At 68.5% G+C, this 23362-nt stretch carries 28 protein-coding genes; 8 read left to right on the forward strand and 20 right to left on the reverse strand.

From position 1 onward, the window contains the following. Positions 1-86: 86 nt before the first annotated feature. From rpl12p to D8670_RS16570, 3 genes are read right to left on the reverse strand one after another with little or no spacing between them, the layout of a single operon-like run. A complete protein-coding gene (rpl12p, locus tag D8670_RS16560) occupies positions 87-443 on the reverse strand; it encodes a 50S ribosomal protein P1 (protein WP_121819222.1) in 357 nt (118 codons plus the stop codon). 2 nt (positions 444-445) lie between these two features. Further along, entirely contained in the window at positions 446-1498 is a 1053-nt protein-coding gene (locus tag D8670_RS16565; protein WP_121819223.1) for a 50S ribosomal protein L10, read from the reverse strand. A gap of 1 nt (position 1499) precedes the next feature. Then, on the reverse strand, positions 1500-2138 hold the full coding sequence (locus tag D8670_RS16570; RefSeq protein ID WP_121819224.1) for a 50S ribosomal protein L1: 639 nt from the start codon (positions 2136-2138) through the stop codon (positions 1500-1502). Between the two features lie 203 nt (positions 2139-2341). Between D8670_RS16570 and D8670_RS16575 the strand changes: the two genes are divergently transcribed. After that, a complete protein-coding gene (locus D8670_RS16575) occupies positions 2342-3106 on the forward strand; it encodes a hypothetical protein (protein WP_121819225.1) in 765 nt (254 codons plus the stop codon). Between the two features lie 93 nt (positions 3107-3199). Here D8670_RS16575 and D8670_RS16580 read toward each other — a convergent pair whose 3' ends face one another. The 3 genes from D8670_RS16580 to D8670_RS16590 all read right to left on the reverse strand — a co-directional run bounded on the left by D8670_RS16580 (position 3200) and on the right by D8670_RS16590 (position 4295). Further along, positions 3200-3688 carry a 50S ribosomal protein L11 gene (locus D8670_RS16580; protein WP_121819226.1) on the reverse strand — a complete coding sequence of 163 codons (489 nt, stop codon included), beginning with the start codon at positions 3686-3688 and terminating at the stop codon, positions 3200-3202. 87 nt (positions 3689-3775) lie between these two features. Then, entirely contained in the window at positions 3776-4081 is a 306-nt protein-coding gene (gene cutA / locus D8670_RS16585; protein ID WP_121819227.1) for a divalent-cation tolerance protein CutA, read from the reverse strand. A gap of 31 nt (positions 4082-4112) precedes the next feature. After that, positions 4113-4295 (reverse strand): HEWD family protein, encoded by a 183-nt coding sequence (locus D8670_RS16590; protein WP_121819228.1) that lies wholly within the window; start codon positions 4293-4295, stop codon positions 4113-4115. 198 nt (positions 4296-4493) lie between these two features. On the opposite strand from D8670_RS16590, the gene D8670_RS16595 reads away from it, so the two are divergent. Further along, a complete protein-coding gene (locus D8670_RS16595; protein ID WP_121819229.1) occupies positions 4494-5105 on the forward strand; it encodes a YbhB/YbcL family Raf kinase inhibitor-like protein in 612 nt (203 codons plus the stop codon). A 13-nt stretch (positions 5106-5118) separates the two neighbouring features. On the opposite strand, the gene D8670_RS16600 is transcribed toward D8670_RS16595, so the two are convergent. Together D8670_RS16600 and D8670_RS16605 are read right to left on the reverse strand one after the other, a co-directional pair. Further along, entirely contained in the window at positions 5119-5472 is a 354-nt protein-coding gene (locus D8670_RS16600) for a cupin domain-containing protein (protein WP_121819230.1), read from the reverse strand. Positions 5473-5551: 79 nt separating this feature from the next. After that, on the reverse strand, positions 5552-6388 hold the full coding sequence (locus tag D8670_RS16605; protein WP_121819231.1) for an N-acyl homoserine lactonase family protein: 837 nt from the start codon (positions 6386-6388) through the stop codon (positions 5552-5554). Between the two features lie 81 nt (positions 6389-6469). Between D8670_RS16605 and D8670_RS16610 the strand changes: the two genes are divergently transcribed. Further along, positions 6470-6613 carry a YHS domain-containing protein gene (locus D8670_RS16610; RefSeq protein WP_121819232.1) on the forward strand — a complete coding sequence of 48 codons (144 nt, stop codon included), beginning with the start codon at positions 6470-6472 and terminating at the stop codon, positions 6611-6613. A 40-nt stretch (positions 6614-6653) separates the two neighbouring features. Next, positions 6654-7949, forward strand: coding sequence for a phenylacetate--CoA ligase PaaK (gene paaK / locus D8670_RS16615; RefSeq protein WP_121819233.1), 1296 nt, complete (start codon positions 6654-6656; stop codon positions 7947-7949). A 168-nt stretch (positions 7950-8117) separates the two neighbouring features. On the opposite strand, the gene D8670_RS16620 is transcribed toward paaK, so the two are convergent. Next, positions 8118-8621 (reverse strand): GNAT family N-acetyltransferase, encoded by a 504-nt coding sequence (locus D8670_RS16620; protein WP_121819234.1) that lies wholly within the window; start codon positions 8619-8621, stop codon positions 8118-8120. A 212-nt stretch (positions 8622-8833) separates the two neighbouring features. Between D8670_RS16620 and D8670_RS16625 the strand changes: the two genes are divergently transcribed. Beyond that, the gene (locus D8670_RS16625; RefSeq protein WP_121819235.1) at positions 8834-9439 is read left to right on the forward strand and encodes a hypothetical protein; all 606 of its coding nucleotides are present in this window, start codon (positions 8834-8836) and stop codon (positions 9437-9439) included. Between the two features lie 57 nt (positions 9440-9496). Here D8670_RS16625 and D8670_RS16630 read toward each other — a convergent pair whose 3' ends face one another. From D8670_RS16630 to D8670_RS16655, 5 genes are all read right to left on the reverse strand, one after another. Then, positions 9497-10801: an LVIVD repeat-containing protein gene (locus D8670_RS16630; RefSeq protein WP_121819236.1), complete on the reverse strand. Its 1305-nt coding sequence runs from the start codon at positions 10799-10801 to the stop codon at positions 9497-9499. Further along, positions 10798-12429 (reverse strand): LVIVD repeat-containing protein, encoded by a 1632-nt coding sequence (locus D8670_RS16635; protein ID WP_121819237.1) that lies wholly within the window; start codon positions 12427-12429, stop codon positions 10798-10800. Before D8670_RS16635 ends, D8670_RS16630 begins: the two co-directional genes overlap by 4 nt. Beyond that, positions 12422-14218, reverse strand: coding sequence for a S8 family serine peptidase (locus tag D8670_RS21355; RefSeq protein ID WP_205254099.1), 1797 nt, complete (start codon positions 14216-14218; stop codon positions 12422-12424). Before D8670_RS21355 ends, D8670_RS16635 begins: the two co-directional genes overlap by 8 nt. Before the next feature lie 136 nt (positions 14219-14354). Then, on the reverse strand, positions 14355-14813 hold the full coding sequence (locus D8670_RS16650; protein WP_121819238.1) for a DUF7992 family protein: 459 nt from the start codon (positions 14811-14813) through the stop codon (positions 14355-14357). Positions 14814-14861: 48 nt separating this feature from the next. Next, the gene (locus tag D8670_RS16655) at positions 14862-15302 is read right to left on the reverse strand and encodes an acyl-CoA thioesterase (RefSeq protein ID WP_121819239.1); all 441 of its coding nucleotides are present in this window, start codon (positions 15300-15302) and stop codon (positions 14862-14864) included. 212 nt (positions 15303-15514) lie between these two features. On the opposite strand from D8670_RS16655, the gene D8670_RS16660 reads away from it, so the two are divergent. Continuing rightward, entirely contained in the window at positions 15515-16840 is a 1326-nt protein-coding gene (locus D8670_RS16660) for a TraB/GumN family protein (protein ID WP_121819240.1), read from the forward strand. After that, complete coding sequence (locus tag D8670_RS16665; protein ID WP_121819241.1) at positions 16840-17436, forward strand: zinc metalloprotease; 597 nt, start codon at positions 16840-16842, stop codon at positions 17434-17436. The genes D8670_RS16660 and D8670_RS16665 overlap by 1 nt, the downstream gene beginning before the upstream one ends. Positions 17437-17462: 26 nt before the next feature. Here D8670_RS16665 and D8670_RS16670 read toward each other — a convergent pair whose 3' ends face one another. Genes D8670_RS16670 through D8670_RS16680 form a run of 3 tightly spaced genes read right to left on the reverse strand, consistent with a single transcriptional unit; the run spans position 17463 to position 19620 of the window. Continuing rightward, on the reverse strand, positions 17463-17753 hold the full coding sequence (locus D8670_RS16670) for a DUF8036 family membrane protein (protein WP_193569433.1): 291 nt from the start codon (positions 17751-17753) through the stop codon (positions 17463-17465). A 37-nt stretch (positions 17754-17790) separates the two neighbouring features. Beyond that, positions 17791-18066 (reverse strand): ArsR/SmtB family transcription factor, encoded by a 276-nt coding sequence (locus tag D8670_RS16675; RefSeq protein ID WP_121819243.1) that lies wholly within the window; start codon positions 18064-18066, stop codon positions 17791-17793. A 36-nt stretch (positions 18067-18102) separates the two neighbouring features. Beyond that, entirely contained in the window at positions 18103-19620 is a 1518-nt protein-coding gene (locus D8670_RS16680; RefSeq protein WP_121819244.1) for a molybdopterin-dependent oxidoreductase, read from the reverse strand. 123 nt (positions 19621-19743) lie between these two features. Here D8670_RS16680 and purM point away from each other — a divergent pair, with 123 nt between their 5' ends. After that, positions 19744-20715, forward strand: a complete 972-nt coding sequence (purM, locus tag D8670_RS16685; protein ID WP_121819245.1) for a phosphoribosylformylglycinamidine cyclo-ligase — start codon at positions 19744-19746, stop codon at positions 20713-20715. Positions 20716-20722: 7 nt separating this feature from the next. On the opposite strand, the gene D8670_RS16690 is transcribed toward purM, so the two are convergent. The 3 genes from D8670_RS16690 to D8670_RS16700 all read right to left on the reverse strand — a co-directional run bounded on the left by D8670_RS16690 (position 20723) and on the right by D8670_RS16700 (position 23184). Next, positions 20723-22105, reverse strand: coding sequence for a hypothetical protein (locus tag D8670_RS16690; protein ID WP_121819246.1), 1383 nt, complete (start codon positions 22103-22105; stop codon positions 20723-20725). Between the two features lie 129 nt (positions 22106-22234). Further along, positions 22235-22774 (reverse strand): CBS domain-containing protein, encoded by a 540-nt coding sequence (locus D8670_RS16695; RefSeq protein ID WP_121819247.1) that lies wholly within the window; start codon positions 22772-22774, stop codon positions 22235-22237. A gap of 38 nt (positions 22775-22812) precedes the next feature. Beyond that, a complete protein-coding gene (locus D8670_RS16700; protein WP_121819307.1) occupies positions 22813-23184 on the reverse strand; it encodes a DUF555 domain-containing protein in 372 nt (123 codons plus the stop codon). Positions 23185-23362 lie beyond the last annotated feature (178 nt).

The following is a 23362-nucleotide window of genomic DNA, read 5'->3' on the forward strand; positions in this document are numbered from 1 at the left end:
TCGGACGCTCGACACTGACGCTCGGGAGAACAGCCCCGCCGCTCGCGAACTGGCGTCGAAAAAAGTGCGTAGGCTGCGAAACCGACTTAGCCGAAGAGCTCGCCGAGGCCCTCGCCGCTGGCCTCGTCGTCGCCGTCGTCCTCGTCGTCGTCCTGCGTGTCCGGCAGTTCTTCCTCGGCTTCCTCTTCGTCGCCCTCGTCGGCGGCCTCCTCGTCGGCACCGCCCTCGGCGGCAGCGCCACCGGCTGCGGCGCCGCCCGCGGGCACCGCGGCGGCCTCCGCGACGGCCTCGTCGATGTCGACGTCCTCCAGCGCGGCCACGAGGGCCTTGACGCGGGATTCCTGCACGTCGACGCCGGCGGCCTCGAGGACGCCGGTCAGGTTGTCTTCGTTGATCTCTTCGCCAGTCTCGTTCAGGATGAGTGCTGCGTAAACGTATTCCATTGTTAGTCACCGAACATGTCGCCGAGTCCCTCAGCAGCGGCGTCGTCGTCATCGTCGTCGTCGTCCGCTTCGTCGCCGTCCTCCGCTTCGGGTTCGGCCTCGTCTTGGTCGTCAGTCGATTCCTCTTCCGGCTCCGCCTCGGCAGACGCCGCGGGGGCCTCGACGCCCTGCAGTTCCTCCGGGAGCGCCTCCTCGTCGTCGATCTGGGCGGCGAGGGAACGCACCTGTGCGTCCGCCTTGCTCACCAGGTCGTCGGCGAGGTCGGGGCTCTCGATCGCGGCCTGCAGGCCGAGGCTCTTGGCCTCGCCCGTGGCCTTCGCGACGAGCGTCGGGGCGGTCTGGGCGGTCGGGTACTCGGCGTTGACCGAGAGGTTCCGCGCCCGGGCCGCGGCCGTCGCCACGTCGCTGCGGTACTGCTCGACGTCGATGTCGAGGTCTTCGGGGTCGAACAGCACGCCCTCGGAGACGACGGCGCGCAGGTCGAGCCCGACTTCCTTCGGCTCGATGCCGAGTTCGCCCAGCACGTTCGCGAGGTCGCCGGAAACCTCCTCCCCGGCTTCGAGGACGGTGCTGTCCTCGGTGACGTGGATGGAGCCTTCCATGATGCGGGCCGCCGCGCCGACGTTCTGCAGTTCGCCGACGAACGGACCCGGGTCGACGCCCGTGTCACCCTCGGGGATGACGATGTCGTTGGGCGCGACCTCGCCCGCGCCGATGGGCGCGGGGGTCTTCGACGCCTCGAGTTCCTGGTACAGCCCGAACGGGTTGTCGTTCGTGCCGATGAGGCCGACCTGCCCCTCGAGGTGCTCGTTGAGGTCTTCGAGACCGCCGCCGACCTCGTCGAGCGCGCGCTTCAGCAGGGTGTTCCGGCTGACGCGCAGCTCCGCGCTGCCGTGCAGGTCGCGTCGCATGTCCTGCAGCTGGCGGCTGGGGATGCCGGCGATGTTGACGACGCCGACGCTCTCGTAGCCCTCGACGAGCTCGACGAGGTCGTCGACCTCCTCGCGCTTCCACTCGGGGAGGTTCTCCGTCTTGCGCTCCGCTCCGGCGCTCATCTCAGGCCACCTCCTTCGCGGGGCCCATCGTGGTCTTCACGTACACCGTGTCGATGTTGAGGGGGCCCTTCTCCAGGTCCGCGTGGAGGCGGCGGAGGATGACGTCGATGTTGTCGGCGATCTCCTCCGCGGACATGTCCTCCGCGCCGACGCGCGTGTGGAAGGTCCGGCGGTCGCCGCTGCGAAGCTGGACGGTGTTTTTCATTCGGTTGACCGTTTCGACGACGTCGTCGTCGGGGGACAGCGGCGTCGGCATCTTCCCTCGGGGGCCGAGGATGGTACCGAGGTAGCGACCGATGTCTTGCATCAGGCTCTCTTCGGCAATGAAGAAGTCGGTCTCCTCGGCGAGGTCCTTCGCCGCGTCGTCGTCGTCGCCCAGGTCGGCCAGTTGGTCGCCGTCGAGAACGTCGTCGGCGACGTCCTCGGCGCGGAGGGCTGTCTCGCCCTCCGCGAACACGACGATTCGCGTCTCTTGGCCCGTCCCGGACGGCAGGACGATACTTTCGTCTACACGGTTCGACGGTTCGTTAAGGTCTAGGTCGCGCAGGTTGATCGCGAGGTCTACCGTTTCGCGGAAATTCCGCTCCGGGGAGTCCTCGAGTGCGCTGGATACTGCTTGCTCTATCTCCTGGTCTGCCATCGTTCACCTCCGTAGTACGCAGGAATGCTCCTACGGGTCAGTGAAACAGGCGAAGCCTGTCTCGTTCGGACAGTGGCCCATGGCGAACTTAAACCCGTCGAAGCGGTAGGAGGACTGCCCGGGCGGGAAATCCGGGACTGCGGGACATCCGAGCCCTGTTTCTCGCCCCCGCCAGTCTTTGCCGTCGCCGTCGTCCGTCGACCGTGTCGACGCACCTCTGGACGACCGCGCCGCTCGCGCTGGCCCTCGCGTTCGTCCACGCCGCCGCGAAGCACCTCCGCCTCTCCGGGGTCGTACCGCGGAGCGGGTGGCTCTCCTTCGGCGGCGGGGTCTCGGTCGCGTACGTGTTCGTCCACGTCCTCCCGGAACTCGGCGCGGGACAGGTGGCGATCGAGGAGGCCCAGCACGCGCTCGTCGACGAACTAGCGTACCACGCGTACCTGATCGCTCTGGCCGGGTTCGCGCTCTTTCACGGGCTCGAACGCTGGGCCGTCCGCGCCCGAGGGGACGACGACGAGGCCGACACCGGGATCACGGTGCGAAGCGACGACGACGAGGACGGGAGCGGCAACCCCGTGTTCTGGGCGCACCTCCTCTCCTACGGCCTGCTGAACGCCATCATCGGCTACCTGCTGGTCGAGTACGCGACGAGCGGCGACAGCGCGCTCCTGTTCGCGGTCGCGATGGGGTTTCACTTCCTGATCAACGACGACAGCCTCCGCCGGCACCATCCCGGCGTGTACGACCGGACGGGCCGCTGGGTTCTCGCGGCGGCGGTGCTCGGCGGGTGGGGGTTCGCCGCCGTCGCCGACCTCACGCATCCCGCGCTGATGGCCGCGTTCGCCTTCGTCAGCGGCGGCGTCATCCTGAACGTGATCAAAGAAGAGCTCCCGACCGACCGGAAGAGCCGGTTCGACTACTTCCTGGTCGGGGCCGCGCTGTACGCCGGGCTGCTCGTCGTGCTGTGAGCGCCGTGGTCGGGTCGCGGTCGGAGAGCGACCGCAGTCGCGACGCTATCGGGTATCGGCTACGACAGAACGAGGTGAAAACCGCCGCGGCGATTACGCCGCCGCTTCGTCCGCGAAGTACTCGTCGTACTCGCCCGCGTCGATCCGTTCTTTGAACTCGCGGGGGTTCTCGCCCTCGATGGTGACGCCCAGCGAGGTGCAGGTGCCCACGACCTCCTTCGCGGCGTTTTTCAGGTCGTACGAGAGCAGGTCGGGGTGTTTCTGCTCCGCGATCTGCATGACCTGCTCGACCGAGAGGTCGGCGACGAAGTTCTCCTGGGGTTCGCCACTGCCGGTCTCGAAGCCGGCCTCGTCCTTGATCAGTTCCGCCGTCGGGGGGACGCCGACTTCGATCTCGAAGGAGCCGTCGTCCTCGTACTCGACGGTGACGGGCACTTCCGTGCCGTCGAACGCTTCCGTCTGGTCGTTGATCTCGCCGACGACGGCCTGCACGTCCACAGGCGTCGGTCCGAGCTCGGGACCGAGCGGCGGGCCAGGGTTGGCCTGGCCGCCCGGAACGAGCACTTCGATAGTACCAGCCATACGGGAAGGAACCGCCGGGTGAGGTTTAAGAGTTGCTTTTCGCCCCCGCCCGCGGGGAGCGGTCACACCCTCCGTCGCGTCCGGCGCTCACTCACCCACCGCGTCGTCCCGCCACTCGCCGAACGCGGTGAGCACGTCCGCTTCCTCGAACCGTTCGACGCAGGGGACGTCGTACGGGTGGGCCTCCTCGACGCGCTCGATCAGGTCACCGTACGCCTCGTCGGTCGTCTTCGCCAGCAGGATCACCTCCTCGTCCTCGTGTATCTCGCCCTCCCAGCGGTACGTCGACCGGCAGTCGACGCGGTTGACGCAGGCTGCGAGGTGCTCCTCGACGAGCGTCGACGCGAGATCGGCCGCGGCCTCGGGCGGCGCGGTGATGTACGCGGTCGGCATGGCCGGCGGTTCGCCCGGTTCCGAAAAAAGCCTACTCCTCGAACGGCTTGAACGCGCCGTTGATGTCCCACTCGTGGATGCAGTAGGGGCTCCCGACCTTCCGTTCGCCGTCCTGCTCGCGGATGCGCCAGGTCTCGTCGTCGTCGTCCCAGTACTCGATGCGACCGCAGCGTTCGCACTCGCGGAGCGACGGGGTACGGAGTGCTGTGCCCATGGTCGATCCATCGATGTGGAAGTATATAATTCTATTATTCCGGCGGGTCCGCACCTTCGATTCCTCAAATCATTCGTCCGAAAGCGACGGTTCGATTCAGTCAGAACTGGACGAGCGTTGAATTGGTGGGCTGGAAACGACGGCGGCGTCCCCGCGACGACCCCCATCTCGTTGTGCCTGCGCGTCGTAGCCGGGCCCATGCCCTCCAGACGCGCGCTCATCGCGACGTTCGGATCGGCCGTGACCGCCCTCGTCGCCGGTTGCGCGGACGACGACGCGGACAGCGGTGACGCCGACGCTACGGACGACGGCAACGACAGCAACAGCGACGCCGGCGGCGGGTCCCTGCAGATCGTCTCCGACGCGTTCGAGGCCGGCGGCGAGTTCCCGGAGCGCCACACCTGCGACGGCGCGGACGAGTCCCCGCCGCTGTCGATCGAGGGGAGTCCCGACGACGCCGAGGCGCTCGCCCTCGTCCTCGACGACCCCGACGCCGGCGAGGAGCCGTTCGTCCACTGGCTGCTCTGGAACGTGCCGGCAGACTCGGGGGAGATCCCGGGCGGCCTCCCGCAGAGCGAGACAGTCGAGGAACTCGACGGCGCGCGACAGGGGACGAATGACTTCGGCGAGGTCGGCTACCGCGGTCCGTGTCCGCCGGAGGGCGACGACGCGCACACGTATCGCTTCCGGGCGTACGCGCTGGCGTCGCCGCTCGGCGTCGAGGCCGGCGCAGAGACGGACCCGGTGCTGTCGGCAATCGAAGACCGGATGCTGACCAGCGCGCAGACTTCGGCCGACTACGAGCGGTGAGGCCGACGCGCGGCTACTCCTCGACCACAGCGTCGTCCTCGACGTTGGGCGCGCCGACTGCCAGCAGCGTCCCGTCCTCCGTCGCCGTGATCTGCCGCCATGCCTCCGGGTCGACGACGACGAAGTCGCCCGCCTCCATCGTCACCGTCTCGTCCTCCACCGCTATCTCGAACCGGCCGTCGATCGCGTAGTACAGTTCCTCCTGTTCCTCCTGCCGATGGCGGTTGTTCGACTCGCCCTCGGTGTAGGTCCAGACGCTGGGGCGCATCTTCTCGGGGCGCAGTTCGTAGCCGACGGCCTTCAGGCCGGGTTCGACGCCGTCGACGTCGTGCTCGTCGAGGTCGTCGAGGCTTGTCTTCTCGTACATGGTCGCCGGTTCCACGTCTCGTCGGAAAAGTTCGGAGGTCGGCAGAGGCGGCGGTACCGGGGCGGACGGCGCGCCGCGCTCACCGGAACGTCGTGTCGCCGACCTGCTCGACGCCGGGGTAGTCGCCGTATCGGTCGAACGTCTCGGGGTCGTGGCCGTAGATAGCGTTCGGCTCGCGGTCGGCGACGACCTCGCGGATCCGCGGGACCGCGACGTCGGCCCACATGCCGTGGTCCCAGTTGGCGCCCGGCTGGACCGTCTCGGGGAAGACGTTCCCCTCGCGAAAGGCGGCGTCGCCGACCAGAAACACCGGCTCCTCCAGTTCGGTGAAGACGAGGCCGATCATCCCCGGCGCGTGGCCGGGGAGGTGGACCCACTCGATTCCCGGGACGACCTCGCCGCGGTCGCCCTCAACCGGCCGCCAGTCGAGGCCGTCGTGCGTGTAGTCCGCGGGCACCCACGCGCTCCGGTCGAGCGGGTCCTGAAAGACGTTCCCTGCGTAGAACGCCCACTCGAGTTCGTCGCGGTGGGCGTACACCGGGACGTCCTCGTCGGCGAACAGCCGGAGGTTGCCGGCGTGGTCGTTGTGCAGGTGCGTCTGGACGACGGCGTCGACGTCGCCCGGCGCGAGCCCGACCTGCTCCAGGCGGTTCTCGAACAGGTGCTCCTCGTCGTGCGTCCACGGCACCGTCTCCTGCAGCCAGTCCGGCCAGTAGCCGTCCATCCCGTCCGGGTGACCGCCGGTGTCGACGACGACCGTGCGCTCGTCGTCCTCGTACACCAGCGAGAACGTGGGGATCCGGATGAAGTCCATCTCCGACTCCGCGTTCGAGCGGGTAGCGAGGTTCTGCAGCGGGAAGTGAAACCGGACGTCGACCTCGAGATAACCGTGGTCGAGGAGGTACAGCTCGGGCATGCTCGTTCGCTCCACCTATCCGGGCAAATACCTTTGGGGCAACGGCTTATGTCCGTGGCCGTTGCCAGTGCTCCCGTAACGATGGAGAAGTGTCCAGTCTGTGGCGAGGAGCTCTACGAGGGGGAGGACGAACAGTACGTCACCGAGTACCAGGGTGAGCAGTTCCGCTTCTGCTCCGAGGACCACCGCGACGAGTTCGAGTCGTCGCCGGGCGAGTACACCTGACCGGCGGTAATTTCAACTTGCCCGCCGTCGCGGGTCGGGTATGGTCTATCATGACATAGAGCGGTCGCCGAGAGACGACCTCCGCGACCTGCAGGGCGACCGTCTGGCCGACACCGTCCGCCGCGCGTACGAGAACGTACCGTTCTACCGCGACGCGCTGGACGACGCCGGCGTCGCCCCGGACGACGTCACCGACATCGACGACGTCGAACGTCTGCCGTTCACCACGAAGGAAGACTTCCGCGACGAGTACCCGGACGGCCTCTTCGCGGTCGACGACGAGGCGGTCCGCCGGATCCACGCCTCCTCCGGAACGACCGGGAAGCCGAAGATCGTTGCCTACACCGAGGGCGACCTCGAACTCTGGCGAGCGGTGATGGCGCGGTCGCTCGCCGCGGCGGGCGTCGAACCCGGCGACACCGTCCAGAACGCGTACGGCTACGGTCTCTTCACGGGCGGTCTGGGCTTTCACGACGGGGTCGAAGAACTCGGCGCGACCGTGATCCCGACCGGCGGCGGCAACACCGCCCAGCAGATCGAGATGCTGCAGGACCTGGAGAGCGACGCGTTCGCCTGCACGCCGTCGTACTGCCTCTACCTCGCCGAGCGGCTCGACGAGCGCGGGGTCGACCCCGCGGACCTCTCGGTGTCGACGGTGACCATCGGGGCGGAGCCGTTCACCGACCCGATGCGCGAGGCGATCGAGGACGCCCTCGACGTCACCGCCATCGACGTGTACGGCCTCTCCGAGATCATCGGTCCCGGCGTCTCGATCGAGTGCGAGGCGGCTCAGGACGGCCTGCACGTCTGGGAGGACCACTTCTACCCCGAGATCGTCGACCCGGACACCGGCGAGGTGGTAGACGAGGGCGAGGAGGGAGAACTCGTCCTGACGACGCTCACGAAGGAGGCGCTGCCGGTCCTGCGCTACCGGACGGGGGACATCACCAGTCTCACCCGCGAGGAGTGCGACTGCGGCCGGACGCACGTCCGCATGGACAACGTCACCGGCCGGACCGACGACCTGCTCATCGTCCGCGGCGTCAACGTGTACGCCAGCCAGATAGAGTCGGTCGTGGTCGACGTGGACGACGTCGCGCCCCACTACCGCATCGACCTCGACCGGGAGGAGGGGCTGGACCGGCTGGCGATCACCGTGGAGCACGACCCGGCGTACGACGGCGACGCCGAAGCGCTCGAAGAACGGGTGCGCGACCGCCTCGACGAGACGCTCGCGCTCACTCCCGACGACCTCTCCGTCGTCGGCCCCGGCGAGATAGAGCGGACCGAGGTCGGGAAGGTACAGCGGGTGTACGACCACCGCGACGACGTGTGATCCCCGTCCGGAGGTTTATACCGCAGAACGGGACCAGCCCCGCCGTGCACTGATCCGCGCGGTGGCGGTCGAGGCGGGTGCACGGCGCACCGCACCGCGTTCCCCACGCGCCGTCTGTTCGCACTCCTGAGGCCCGAGCGTCGCGGCTCTCGGTCGACGGCCGCGAGGTCACCCCTCCGTGCCGACCTTCGCCCGCTCCAGCGTGTACACGTTCTCCGGGTGGCTCTCGTCGCCGATCTTCGTCTCGCTTTCGCCGGTCTGTTCGAACCCGTGGTGGTCGTAGAAGGCGTTCCCGAGCTCGTTCTCCGCGAGCACCATCGCGCGGATGCGCTCGACGCCCTTCCCGAACAGCTCGTCGCGTACCGCCGCCAGCAGTTCGGCACCGACCCCCTCCCGTCGTCGCTCCGGGGCGACGTACAGCCGGAGGAGGTCGCCCTCTTCTTCGTCCCAGACGACGTGGGCGAACCCGGCCACGCCGTCGTCGTCGGCGACGTATATCTCCGCGTCGTTCGCGTCGACCACCGACGTCAGCTTCTCCTCGGCGTACCAGTCGTCGACGGTGTCGTCTATCGTCTCCCGACTGACGAACTCGGGGTAGTCATGCTCCCAGGCGCGCTCCGCCACCCGATTGACGGCCTCGACGTCGCCGCCGGTCGCTGGACGGATCTCCATGGTCGAATTTCGGGTAATAATCCGTTATCTTTTTCGCCGGATGTCGGATCGCTGGGTGATCGGGGAGACGTTTGGACGGGCTTGTCCCAAGCTCCTTTAGTATAACACCGTATCGTTGACTCGGGGCGACATGGGGTGAGACCGGGGCCGGTCAGGGCGACCGGAGGGGATGGGGGCGAACCATCCATCCGACGGAGAGGCGGAGCCACACAATGTCACACCGAAGACACACCGAAACGCGGGCCGAGACGGGACAGGGGCATCCGACAAGCGCTCGTTCGATCGAGGTCGACGACTCGTCGACCTCGGAGACGAGAGAGGACGAGCTCGCGTGGCCGTTTCTCTCGCCCGCGATCACCGACTGTTCCGAGTGTCGACGCGGCCGACCGACGACGGTCTCCGGGGGGACGACCGTCCGTCAGGGGGGATCGGCAGACGCCGTGGGGGGCGACGCCGCGACGACTATCGAGTCCGACACCGGAACGGAATCGGTGCGACTCGAACCGGGCACCGTCGCGGCGCTGTACGCCGCGGTCGGTCCGGAAGCGGACCTCTTCACCGTTCACGTCCACGCCGATCCGGCCTACACCGTCCGCCTCAGAGGGCCGGACGGCGTCGTGAGCCGGACGATCAGCGCGACCGGGGGGTCGGGCGACAACGTGGGGGTCGTGACGTGGACGGTCGAAGCGCCGCCGCGGGGGCGGTGGACGGTCGAGGTCCGGGCACCGGCCGACGCTTCGCGCGAGCGAGTGTCGGTGACGTTCGGTACGCTGGCGGGGGACGGGGCAGTCGTACCATCGCCGGGTCCGAGCGAATAGTTTTTCTCGACGGTCGACACGCGACGGCGGAGAAATAGCGAACGGCGAGCGCCGCCGTCAGAGCGGCGACTGCATCGTCGGCGTCAGCACGTCGTAGGGACCGAGGTCCTCGTCGGACTGCCAGGCCTGCTCGCCGGGCGTCTCGTGTTCGAGTTCGAGCACGGTCAGCCCCTTGCCGATGTCGCTGCCGAGGGTGTACGTCCGGGGACCGTCGACGGGGAGGTCCTCGGCCGTCCAGTACGCCGTCCCCTCGGGCGCGAACGCGGCGAGTTCCTCAGGCGCGGTCGGGTCCTCGATGCTGTACGCGCGGATGCCGCCCTCGTAGAACGAGGCGAACACCTTGTCCTCGCGGACGTCGAAGTTGTGGGAGGTCCGAACGGCGTCAGCGGGGTCGTCTGGCGCAGGAATGTAGCCGATATGTCCCTCGTAGGGGTTCGAGGGCGTGGAATCCGTCGAGAGATCGCTCGTGTCGAAGACGCGGATGCCGCCGTGATCACCGGGGATGACGGTGTCCTCGAACGGCCCGGGGAACGTCTCCGCGCCGACGAGCGTATAGTCGCCCGAGGGCGTCGGCTGGACGTAGTGGGCGTTCGTCTTCTCCCCGCCGAGATATCGCTCGTATCGCTCGGCCGTGTCCTCCGGCTGTTTTCCGGCGTCGTCGGCCGCGCCGAAGTGGGCGACCGCGGTCGGGTCCGTCGGATCGGACACGTCCGCGACGACCACGCCGGCGTCCCAGAAGCACATGTACGCCAGGTCGTCCTGCACGTACAGGTCGTGGATTGGGTTGATCCCCGCCTCGGCCATGTCCTCGTGGGCGTCGCGAAGCATCCACGCGCCGCCGCTGCCACGCTCCTCGCCTTCGAGGCTCACGGGGTTCGCGGGGTCGGAGATGTCGACGATCACCATCCGCGAATGCGTGAAGTCGTCGTTGATGCAGAGGTACGCGTAGTCCCCCTGCAGGAAGCAGTTGTGGACGCCGCTGGCGGCCTCGTAGAACGACAGTTCTACCGGCGTCGCCGGGTCGCTCACGTCGTAGAACGTGACGCCGGGCGGGTCGCCGTCGTTTGCCAGCGCCGCCAGGTCGCCGTCGATTTTCACGTCGACGTTGTCCTCGCCCTGCGCGGTGGCGGTGCCGCCTAGCACCGGCAGCTCGGGGTCGCTCACGTCGACGGTGGCGATGGCCGTGCCGTTCGCGGAGTACGCCCAGTCCCCCTGGACGACCGCCTCGTGCGTGCCGGCGTCCAGCGCCTCGCCGGCGAGTTCGTACCGCCACTCCGAGGCCACGGCCGTGCCGCTCAGGATGCTGGTTCCGACGATCGATGCGCCAGTCGCCTTGATGAAGTCGCGTCTGTCGAAGGTCATGATCCGTCGTGAGTCGCGTCGGTCGGTACGCGGTGCGATTCGTCCTCCCGTGCGTCGGTCAGTCGCTCCAGCGCGCCGGCCGCGCGGTCGCGGTAGCGGTACAGGAGACCGCCGAGCGCCGCCGCGCCGACCCCGGCGGCCGCCGTCGACAGGTCGCTGTCCGGCTTGAACCGCATCGCGTACACGCCGGTGTTGACGTCCGAAGCGAACGTGACGCCGTTCTGTGCCACGGCGGCCCAGGTGAACGGCGCGGCGTGGTTCAGCCCCGTCATCTTCGAGTCCTCGGGCACGTCCGTCGCGGCCTGGAAGTACCCCTTCTCCGCGAGCGACCAGTCGCTCTCGTCGAGTTCGAGGAAGCGAGTCCCGCCGTGGTAGTGACCGACGTGGACGTAGCCGCCCTCGGTGACCTCGAAGTTGTGCGGGCTGAGCGTGTAGTCGCCGAACGTGACGTTCGACTGCCAGTCCCAGGTGTCGAGCCGGTCGACGTTGTCTGTCCCGTCGTAGCCGTCGTCGAGCCCGTCCGCGTCGAGCAGATAGAGGTAGCCCGACGAGCCGTCCTCTTGGCTCGGCGTCTCCTGGCCGGCGACGACGACGCGCTTGCCGTCGACGAACGTCGGCGAGGGCTCGCTGTAGTGGACGCGCTCGGCGGTGTGGTGCCCGACAACGGAGAGGTCAGTCGGGTCCGAGGCGTCGAGCGCGAACAGCCCGGCGTCCCAGTAGGAGACGTACGCTACGGCGTGCTCCAGCCGCGGGTCGTCCTGCACGACGACGTCGTGGATGTACGTCCCGCCGTCGCCGACCACCTCGCCGTCGCCGAAGTCGCCCTCCCGGGTCCAGCGGTTGACCAGCAGGAGCGCGCCGGTGGCCCGGTCGAACTCGAAGACGTACATCCCGGCCGTCTCGTCGTCGACGTCCTTGATGGCGAACACGTAGTCGGTCCCGCCGATACGGTGGTGCCAGGCGTTGTGCGGCCCGGTCGTCCACTCGTCGTACCGCCCGACGACCGTCGGGTCGGTCGGGTCGGAGACGTCGACGGCCTCCAGCGCGCTCGCGCCGGCGCTGGTGTCCGTGTCGTCGTCGGTGCTCGGCGTCGGGTCCGTCTCCTCGAACAGCGCGGTGAGCGGCTGCTTCGAGAGGAAGACGTAGTCCCCGTCGCCGCTGACCTTCACGTCCATCACCGCGGCGGCGTCGTTGTCGTTGCGCAGGAACGAGACGACCTCCAGTTCGGCGTCGTCGAGGTCGCTGGCGTTCTCCGCGGCGTTGAACTCGGAGATGTCCAGTATCGCGAGGCCGCGGTTGTTCGTCGGGTCCTTCGAGGAGAAGACGCTGACGTACGCGTAGTCGCCGCGCGTCCGTATCTCCGAGAGGCCGCCGTAGTGGGGGTCGGTGGCGCTCCCGCTCTCGCTCGACGGCCCCACGTCGCCGAGGCTGTGGTAGTCAAGCAGTTCGACGTTGCCGGTGTCGCCGTGGACGCTGGCGTCCGTGTGGTCGTGGTCGCCATCGTCGCTGGTGCTGTCGGTCGACCCCTTGTCATGCGCGCTCCCGACGCCGGCCGAGGCAGCGAGCGCCGCGGCCGTCGCGCTCACTTTCAGCACGGCGCGGCGGGAGGTGAGGCGACGGTCACTCATCGACGAGCTTCACCTCGCCGAACGTCGCGAGGTCGCCGTCTTCGGCGCGCGCCACCGCCTCGTACGCGTCGACGAACCCGGCCCCGATGTTCCACGGGGTGTAGCCGTCGTGGACGTCCTCGGCCTCCGCCTCGATCGTGTTCAGCACCTCGATCGGGTCCGGCGATTCGCCGACGTTCTGCCGGTAGGCGTCGACGACGAGCGTCGCCACGCCGGCGGTGACTGGACACGACATGCTCGTGCCGCTGATGCGGCCGTACCACTCCTCGGTGTCCTCGGCGTACGCCTGCAGTGGGTCGGTCGGTTCGAGCGTGCTCATCACGAGGTTGCCGTTCGCGCCGACGCCGTTGCGGTACAGCCCCATCGGGTGGACGTTGCGGTCGATGCCCTCGTAGGCGGTGAACTCGATACCGTAGTCCGCCGCGACGTTGGCGAACGGCCGCACCTCGAAGTAGTACGTCGTCCCGCCCTCGATCGGTCCCGACAGCTCCTCGGGGTGGTTCAGGGTCGCGCTGGAGGCAACCACCTCGCCGTCGGGACTCCCCTCGTGGAGGTAGAAATCGAGGTCCTCGGCGCTCGGGTCCCAGGACAGGGTGGCTTCGACGTAGCCGGCCTTGCTCGGGGCGTCCCACTCGTGGTACTCGCTCTCGTCGACGGCCACGGTCCCGGAGAACGACCCGGAGCCGATCTCCTCGTCGGTCTTGTCCGCCGCGCGGTACTCGCGGAGGTTATCGAGCGCCTTCTTGCGCTTGTAGTTCGTCGCGCCGTCGTAGTCCGGGGTGCGCCCGCGCGAGGAGAAGTCCGTCACGGCCTTCTCGTCGTCCGTCGCGGCGACGCTCAACACGTTCGGAGCCTTCGCGTAGTCGTTGAGCGTGTTCGGGTCCGGCCCGGCGTTCCCCGCGGAGAACAGCGCGAGGATGCCCTCCTGCGTCGCGTGCCAGGAAGCGACGTTCAGCGCGTCGTCGGGGTTGAAGTCGTCGCCCGAGGACGTGCCGTAGGAGTTCGACACCACTTGCACGTCAGTCTCGCCGGCCCGCTTCCGAGCGATCATGTGGTCGAACGCGGCGACGGCGTACAGGATGAAAAGCGCCGCGCCCGCGGAGTACACCGTCAGCGTGGAGTCGGGCGCCATCCCGCGGTACTCGCCGTCGCTCTGGGTCCCGTCGCCCGAGACGCTCCCGCTGGTGTGGGTGCCGTGGCCGTTGTCGTCGGTGTCGACGTCGCCGACCTCCTCCCACTGGATGTCGTTCTCCAGCGGGTCGCCGACCCAGCGCCAGTTGGCGGCGAGGGTCCCGTCGAGGTCGGGGTGGTCGCCGTCGACGCCGCTGTCGATGACCACCGTATGAACGCTCTCGCCGGTGTAGCCGAGGTCCAATTGCACTTCGTCCGCGCGCGTGTTCTCGCGGGAGTCGTCGTTGTGGTAGTCGAGTTCGACGTTCGCCTGGACGTACCGCACGTCCGTCCAGTCGGCGATCGTCTCGATCTGGTTTCCGGTGAGTTCGGCGTACCCGACCGGCAGCACCTCGAACTTGTGGTAGCCGTTCGCCAGATCGAGATGTCGGAGCCGATCGACGTCGTCGTTCTCGTCAAATACGACGAGTGTCTCCTGCAACGAGTCGTCTGTCGGATCGAGGGCGTCGTCGACGGTCGTCCCGTGGTCGGCGCGGCCCACGCCCGCGTAGGGGAGTAGCGACGCCGCGCCGGCCGCGCCCGTGGTCCGCAGGATACGCCGTCGCGAGGCGGTCAGCGGGCCGTCCGTTTCGTCACGATCGTTGGATGGTAATTGCATCGCGACGGGACGTTCGACGATACGTTTAGAAAGCGTACTGCCAAAATGATGGGGTTATGTTAATATCTAACAGGTATCGAGATGATCGAACGGACAGAGCGGTAGAATAATCCGTCCGAGTCGATCCGACGCCGACTCAGTCGAAATCCGGCAGGTCGTCCGGGGCGTCGTAGTCCGCCTCCCAGTCGACGTACTCGTCTTTCAGCACCTCGCTGACGACCTGCCCGAGTTCCGTCAGGCCGGCGTTGATCGCGGAGACGGTGCCCCACGAGTCGAGGTCGGGGTGGTACTCGCGTTCGCGCCAGTCCTCCGGGATGCCCGGCGCGTGATAGCCGACCCTGTCCGCGAAGTCGTCCCAGAAGAAGTCGTACTCGCGGAACAGCCCCATCTCGAGCGCGATGTCGAACTCCGACTCGTCCATGTCCGCGCGCTCGCTCCACGCGTCGAAGGCGTCCTCCCAGGCGCCCTCCTTCAGGAACCCCTCCAGTTCGTCCCGTCGGTAGTCGGTGTTGCCGGTGACGTCGACGTCGTCGTACTCCTCGGGGTCCGTCTCCTGCAGTTCGGGCGGGTCGGGCGCGTCCGCGTCGAGAGTCATGCTCGTCGGTTCGGCGGCGCGGAGAATAGTACTGTCGCTGTCCCCGCTTCACCCGTCGAGTTCCGCCATCGCGTCGTCGCGGAGTCGCCGCCCCTCCTCGGTTTCGACGGTCAGTTCGGGGACCGAGACGGGCGTCCGATCGTCGTCGATCGCGACGTAGACGAAGTACGACTCCGTGGTGAGTTCGCGCTCGCCGGTGCGCAGGTCCTCGCGGTAGGTCCGCAGGCGCACCTTCACGCTCGTCTCCCCGGTGTCGTAGACGTAGGCCTCGATGAGCGCGGTGTCGCCGACGTAGATGGGCCGCCGGAAGTTCATCTCGTTCACGCGGGCCGTGACGCAGGTCTCGCCCGAGAAGCGCATCGCCGCCATCGCCCCGACCTCGTCCATCCACTTCATCACGTTGCCCCCGTGGACGGTGTCTAAGTTGTTCGCGTGGTGGGGCTGGATCATCTCGCGGTTCTCGATGAACGTCTCCATCAGGCTCGGCATGGCCGGGACTTGCCGCGGCCGCGGGATGACAGTATCGACTCGTCGCGCCGGTCCCTCCCGTCGCGTCGCACCCGTCTCGACGTCTCGGTCTCCGCGGTCCAGTTGGCCGATTCCTCCCGGAGCCGCGACCGCCGCCGCGCTCGCCCGAACGAGACGCGCTCGCGGCGCGTCGCTCCGACAACGGTAAAAGCCGCGCCCCAGTATCGACGGCCATGAGTGACGAAGCGGAGTCGGCGACGTCCCTCCAGTCGTCGCACCCGCCCTCCGGCGAGGGCCGGGTTCAGGTCGTCGGGACGGCGCACGTCTCCGCCGACAGCGTAACGGAGGTCGAGCGGACCATCGAGGAGGAGCGACCGGACGTGGTTGCGGTGGAACTCGACGAGGGGCGGTACAAACAGATGCGGGGCGAGGGCGGCAAGGGCGACGACCTGGAGGCCCGCGACCTGCTGCGCGGCAACACGGTGTTTCAGTTCCTCGCGTACTGGATGCTCTCGTACGTGCAGACCCGGCTCGGCGACCGGTTCGACATCGAACCCGGGGCCGACATGAAGGCGGCCGTCGACGCCGCCGAGGAGCGCGGCATCGGCGTCGCGCTCGTGGACCGGAACATCCAGGTGACGATCCAGCGCTTCTGGCGCCGGATGACGTTCCTCGAGAAGCTGAAGATGATCGGTAGCCTCTTTCTCGGCGTCCTCGGCTTCGGCGGCGAGCCGGAGGACGAGTTCGAGATGGAGGACATCACCGACGCCGACGTGGTGACCGCCATGATCGAGGAGTTCCGCCGGTTCAGCCCCGGCGGGGCCGAGGCGCTCATCGACGAGCGCGACGCGTTCATCGCGCACAAGCTGCTCGCGCTCCGCGAGCAGGGGTATCACGTCGTCGCCGTCGTCGGCGCCGGCCACCGGGCCGGCATCGAGGGCTATCTCAGAGCCCCGGAGACGCTCCCGCCGATGGAGAGCCTCGTCGGCACCCAGTCGCGGAAGTGGTTCTCCCCGTTCAAGCTGCTCGGCTACGTGTTCACCCTCGGGTTCCTCGCCTTCTTCTTCCTGCTGGTCATGGCCGGCGTGAAGGACACCTTCCTGCTGAAGCTGTTCGCCGCCTGGTTCCTGTTCAACGGCTTCTTCTCGTTCACGCTGGCAAAACTCGCCGGCGCGCGCTGGACGAGCGCGGGCGTCGGCGGCGCCGTCGCGTGGCTCACGAGCGTCAACCCGCTGCTCGCACCGGGCTGGTTCGCGGGCTACATGGAGCTTCGCCACCGACCGGTCGACCTCGGCGACATCGGCACGCTGAACACGATCCTCAGCGACGAGGAGAGCCCCATCCGCGACCTGATCGGCCGGATGTTTCAGGTGCCGCTGTTCCGGCTCATCATGGTCGTCGCGCTCACGAACGTCGGGAGCATGGTGGCCAGCTTCCTCTTTCCCTTCACCGTTCTGCCGTGGCTGGCCCCGGAGATCGGGGGCGTCAGCGGCGTCATGGACCAGCTGATCCAGGGTGCGGAAAACAGCGCGGAACTCATCTGGGGACTGTTCCGATAATGCAGTTCAGCAGCCGCGAACTCCTCGACCTCGGCGCGGCGTGGGTGGCGCTCGGCGTCGCCTTCACGTTCTTCTTCGAACCCGCGGCACGCGCGATGGACGTGGGGGCCATCGCCTCCTTCCTGCCCGTGAGCATGGGCACCGTCGGCGTCGCCTTCCTGCTGCACGAGCTCGCACACAAGGTCGTCGCCGTCCGGTTCGGCCAGATAGCCGAGTTCCGCGCGGACTACGGGATGCTGTTCGTCGCCATCATGAGCGGCCTCGCGGGCTTCCTGTTCGCCGCGCCCGGCGCGGTCCACCACCGCGGCCGGATCACGCTGCGGGAGAACGGCCTCATCTCGCTTGCCGGCCCCGTCACGAACATCCTGCTGATGGCGCCGTTCGGCGCGCTGGCGCTGTCGGGCGTCGACGCGCTCGTCGGCGTCGGCACGCTCGGCGTCGGCATCAACGGCTTCCTCGCGGCGTTCAACATGATCCCCTACGGTCCGCTGGACGGCAAAACTGTCCTGAAGTGGAACAAGGCGGTCTACCTCCTCGTGTTCCTGCCGAGCGCGGCGTTCGTCGTCTGGATCTTCGTCGGGACGCCCGGGTTCTGAGGGCCGTGCCGCCGACACCGTTTCGCTTACTTCGCCGTCACCCACGTCAGAAAGAGGAGCGCGACGAGCTGCATCGCTCGGAGGACGGCCACGGCGCTCTGGACCGTCGGGTCGCCGGAGTACAGCATCCGCGTGCTGAAAAAGAAGTAGATCGCCGTCGCGTTCTCGAGTAGCATCACGCTCCCGAAGGCGATCAGGCCGAGGATCAGCGGCGTCCGGAACGTCCGGTAGTTCCGCACCCAGACGGCCGTCAGGCCGGCCAGAAGGAGGATGTTGACCCCCGAGAGCGCGCTCGCGACCATGATCTCGGTGCCCATCGCCACTGTCACTCGCCCTCCGTTGACGTCTGCATTATCACTCCACCTGTTCGATGATCTCCTCGAACTCCTCGCGGTGGCGCTCGAAGCGGTCGGTCAGGAAGTACAGCTTCCCGTAGTCGTTCTCGCCGGGTTCGACGACGTCGTGTTCCTCAAGCATGTCGAGGTGGTGTCTGACCGTGTTGTAGTCCGCGTCGATCGCCTTCGCGAGCCGGTTCGCGTTCCGCGGGCGCTCCGAGAGCGCGCGGACGATCCGCGCCCTGTTCTCGCCGCCGCGTGTGCCGGCGAAGAGATACCAGAGCGCCTGCTCCATCTCCGTTTCCCCACGTGTCGGAGCGAATATAAAGGTTCACCGTTCGGCCTCGACGGTCCGGGACACCCACCCCGTCGCGCCGCTGGGGAACGAGTCGGACTCCTCCCGTGGCTGCACGTCTCCGTTCCCGTCGATCGCCCGGACGACGACCTCCTGCGAGCCCTCGGGCTCGAACTCGTGGGCCCACTGCCGCCACACGTCGTCGCCGGGGAGCGGCTCCGACAGCGTCGCCTCGGTCCAGGTGTCGCCGCCGTCGGTCGAGACCTCCACGGTTTCGACGCCGCGCGTGCCCGCGTACGCGTGACCGCCGACCTGCACGGTGCCGTCGTCGCGGTGGTTCACGGCGTGGAGCTTGGCGACGGTCTCGACCGGGCCGGTTCCGTGCCACCCGCGCTCCTCCCAGTAGCCCTCGGCCTCCTCGTCAAGCACCTCGATCTCGGTGACCCACTTCACGTTTATCTCGCCCCAGTGGCCGGGGATCAGCGTCCGCACGGGGTGGCCGTGGCCCTTCGGGAGCTCCGTGCCGTTCATGCCGTAGGCCAGGAAGCCGGTCTGGAGGGCCGAAATCGGGAACACCTGGTAGTAGTCGTCGGCCGCGTGCAGGCGGACGCATTCGCAGCCGCCCCCCGGCCCGGCCTGCTCCAGCAGGGGCGCGACCGGCGTCCCGGTCCAGAGGGCGTTGTCCATCTTCTGCCCGTTCAGCGCCTCTCCGACGCACCGGAGGGTGACGAACCGGTGCTCCGTCTCCATCGCCTGCAGTTCGTCGAAGTCGATCTCCACCTCCTCCTCGACCTCGCCGGTGACGGTCAGCGACCAGTTGTCCTTCTCGACGGTGGGGTCGAAGTTGCTGTAGTCGACCTCGTAGAACTCGTCGCTGACCAGTCCCTCGATGCCGCCGACCGCGAGCGACTGCTCCTCGGCGGTCGCGAGGAGGTCCTCGGTATCGGCCGCCTCCTCGGCGTCGAGTTCCTCCGGCTCGACGGTCGGGGCTCGTTGCGTCCCGACCGCGGTGCCCACCGCCGCGATCCCGAGAAGGGACCCGACCGAGCCGAGCACCCGGCGCCGGCGCTCCGACACGGTCGACGGCGCGCCGGTCGCCCGCTCGGCGACCGGGACCGCCGCGGCGGGCGCGGCGATCGCGACGGCCGAGAGGGGCGGCGTCCCCAGCCCCGACGCGAGTCCCAGCGCGAGCAGGCCGCTGCCGGCGACGCCGGGGAGGAGCCGGTCCGTCCGGCGCGCGACCGCGACGCCCGCGAGGCCCGCCAGCGCGAAGAGGCCGACCGAGACCGCGATCGCTCCGGCCAGCAGTAGCTGGTGCCCCAGATCGCCAAGCTCCTCGATGGCGAACGCCACGAGCGCGTTCGGCGACAGTTCGCGGAGGATCCCTTCGGTCGCCGCGCCGACGAAGTCGGGCGTGAACCCGGTGACCGCGTACGACCCCGCGACCGAGGCGACCCCGCCCGCGGCGGCGACGGCGAGCGCAGCGCCGTGGTTCCGCACGCCGTCAACGGCGCGAGTGAGGGACCGCGTCGTCCGAGAAGGTGGTGGAGCCATTGCTCGTGCAGGAGGTGGTGCGGTACGGGTAAACCGGTTTTTCAAACTCCGGCCCCAGTGGTTCTAGAATTCGTTCCGATTCAGACCGGTGGCCTTTTGCTCGCGCCGGAAGCGCTATCCGGTATGACCGAGGAGGACTCCGAGGAACTGACCTACGCCGACGCGGGCGTGGACATCGAGGCGAGCGAGGACGCCACGTCGGCGCTGCTGTCGGCGTTCGGCGACGTGGAGGGGTACGCCGGACTGCTCGACATCGGCGACCGCTACCTCGCGCTCGCCACCGACGGCGTCGGGACGAAGCTGCTCGTCGCCGAGGCGCTCGGCGACTACTCGACGGTCGGCATCGACTGCATCGCGATGAACGCCAACGACCTCGTCGCGGCGGGGGTCGACCCCGTCGCGTTCGTGGACTACATCGCCATCGACGAGCCCGACGACGAGTTCACCGAGCAGGTCGGCGAGGGGCTCGCGGCGGGGACCGAGGAGGCCGGAATCGCCCTGCTCGGCGGCGAGACGGCGGTGATGCCCGAGGTGGTGAAGGGCCTCGACCTCGCGGGCACCTGCGCGGGGCTCGCGCCGAAGGAGGCCATCTTCGACGGCGAGGCCGAGCCGGGCGACGCGCTCGTGGGCTTCCCGTCCAGCGGCATCCACTCCAACGGCCTGACGCTGGCCCGAAAGGCCGTCACCCGCGACCACGAGTACGCCGACCCGTTCCTGCCGAACCCGGACCGCTCCATCGGCGAGGAACTGCTGGAGCCGACGCGCATCTACGCGTACCTGCTCGACGACCTGCGCGCGGCCGACGCCCGCGCCGCGGCCCACGTCACCGGCGGCGGCTGGACCAACCTCGAACGGATGGGCGAACACCGCTACGAGATCACGGACCCGCTCCCCGCACAGGACGTGTTCGCGTTCGTGCAGGAGGAGGGCAACGTCTCGGACGAGGAGATGCACCGCACGTTCAACATGGGCACCGGCTTCGTCGCCGCCGTGCCGCCCGAGAAGGCGGAGGCCCTCGCGGACGCGACGGACGGCCGCGTTATCGGCGCCGTCGAGGACGGCGAGGGCGTCTCGATCCGCGGCCTGACGCTGTAGCCGGCCGCTAAATGCTCCGGAGGACGACCTCGTCGTCGTCGACCCGGTCTATCTGCTCGGTGCTGACCGCGTAGGCGTCGTCCTCGTCGCCCCACCCGAACTTCGCCTTGATGCGGTCGGTGATGCCCGCTTCGGGGGTGACGTACACTCTCCCCGCCTCCACCTCCGACACCACGCCGACGTCGGTGCCCTGCTCGTCGATGACCGTCTTGCCGACGTCGTCGTCCGACAGCTCGACCGCGGTGCCGACGGGCTCCCCCTCGGCGTACTCGTCGTCCATACCGGCGGCCTCGCCCGTCTCGTCCTCGGCGCGTTCGTCCACGTCGGCGGTCGCGCCGCTCTGGTCGATGGCGCGCTCGTCGCCCGTGCGGGCAGTCGTCCCGGCAGCGTCGGTCTCTCGCTCGGTCGTCGCCTCCGCCGTCACGACGGGGACCGCGTCCTCCTCGACGATGCTCGTCTCCGTGCGGGTCGACTCCGTCACGTCGCTCGCGAGCCGGTCGGACCCGTCCAGGACGTAGGTGTTCCGGTACTCGTCGGCGACCTCCTCCTCGAAGACGGTGCGCCGGACGAACTCGGTCTCGACGACGTCGCCCTCCAGCATCCTGCTTTCCAGGACCTCGGCGTTTATCGAGTCGTCCTCGACGTCCCGGACACCGACGACGTCGCTCTCGAGCAACTGGCGCTCGACGCCCTCCACGTCGACGGACGTCTCCACGGCGTCGGTCTCGACCGTGTCGCTCTCCACCACGTCGCTGTCCACGACCTCGCTCTCGACGACGACGCGCTCGTACTCCTCGCGGGTCACGTCGCGGACCTCCTCCACATCGACTTCGAGCAGGAGGTCCTCCTGGTGCATCGGGAGCGTTTCGTCGTCCTCGGCGTCGATCGTCTCCCCCTCGACGAACGTCGTGTCGATGACGTTGCGAGCCGCGACCTCGCTGTCTATCACCCTGCTCTCCAGGAGTTCGGTGTCGACGACCTCGCTCTCTATCGTCTCGCTCTCGACGACCTCCGTCTCGACGACCGTCGTCTCGACGATCTCGGTCTCGACGGTCTCGCCCTCCAGGAGCGCGTCCTCGACGGCGTCGCTCTCCATCGCCGCCCGCTCGACGGCGTCCTCGTGTTCGACCAGCCGGTACTCGTCCCGGTCGTCGCGGTAGAGGAAGACGAGGTCCCGCTCCTCCAGCGTCTCGCCGACGCGGTTCCACTCGAGTTCCTCGTGTTCGTCGCTCGCGTCCTCGGGTCGGTGGAAGTCGACGTCGTGCTCCTCGCCGGCGTCGCCGCGGCGTCGTCGGTACGGCCTGTACCCGCGCTCCTCGCTCCAGTCACGGATGGCGTTCGGGTCTCTCGTCGCGTTCCACGTGTCGTCGGCGGTTCGGTCGTTGCTCATGTTCCCACCCGTTCGATCTAGCGTCGTCTCCGCACTTAGCCGTGGGGCGAGCTGTCACGGGCCGTTCCTGTCGATCCGGCTTCACCGGGCGCTGTCGAGACGTGGGAGCGAACGGCGGCGAAGCGGTCCTCAGGAGAGCCGCGCGGCCAGGTCGGCCTCGGTCACGATGCCGACGGTCTCGCCGTCCTCGGTCACCATCACGGCCTTGTAGTGGTCGAGGAGGCTGCTGATCTCGTCCAGCGTCGCGTTCTTCGAGACCGTCGGGAAGCTCTCGCTCATGAACTCGCGGACGGGCTCGCCGCGGGCCTCCTCGTCGACGTGGACGAGGTCGCTCTGGCTGATGCTCCCGACCGGGATGCCCTCCTGGATGACGGGGAGCTGCGAGTACGCCTCGTCCTCCATCTTCCCCACGGCGTCCCGGAGCTCGTCGTCCGGGGCGACGTGGATCACGGTCTCGTGCATCAGGTCCTCGGCGCGGACGATGCCGCCCTCCGCGGCCTCCAGGGCGTTGACGATGCGGCGGAGCGTCGACAGTCGCGGGTCGACGTCGCCGCCCTCGATCCGGGCGATGAGCGGCTGGGACACCTCGGCACGGTCCGCGAGCTCGCTCTGCGTCAACCCCAGTTCGTTCCGCCGCTCCCGCAGGTCTGCCGGCGTCGGGAGTTCCATGCCGCTACATTACCTTTGGTTATAAAATAAACCTTTGGTCACTCGCCGGTTTCGAGTTCCTCCTCGTCCTCGTACTCGATCGTCTCGACCACGGAGAGCGGGACGTCGCGGAGCGCGCCGCCGACCTCGCTCTTGGCGATGCGCTGGGCGTGCTCCTGGCTGTCCGCGTTGAACACCTTCATCTCCAGCACGAGGCCGACCAGCGCCGTGTCCGCCGCGATGAACGCGGAGTCGAACGGCTCGCCGCAGGCGGGACACCCCGTCGCGCCGACGTCGACCTCGACGTAGTCCATGTCCTGCTCGTTCAGCCGCTTGCCCGCTTCGCTGACGGCGACGCCGATGGCGTCGTCGACGGCTTCGACGTCGCGAACCAACCACGCGGCCTCCATCACAACGAGATAGTTGCTCATACCTACGGGTCCGGCCCGGAGGGTTTCCTGCTTTGCGGTTCGGCCCGCGTATCGGCCGGCGGCCGCTCCGCCGCGCGACTCGGCCGCGACGGGGTCCGGCGGCGCGCACGTCAAGGCGATAATCCTCGTAACTTATGAGAATCGCCGGCGTGAGCGAGGCGGTACGTAGGGTTCGCGG

The organism is Halostella limicola (assembly GCF_003675875.1).
Lineage (GTDB): Archaea > Halobacteriota > Halobacteria > Halobacteriales > Natronoarchaeaceae > Halostella > Halostella limicola.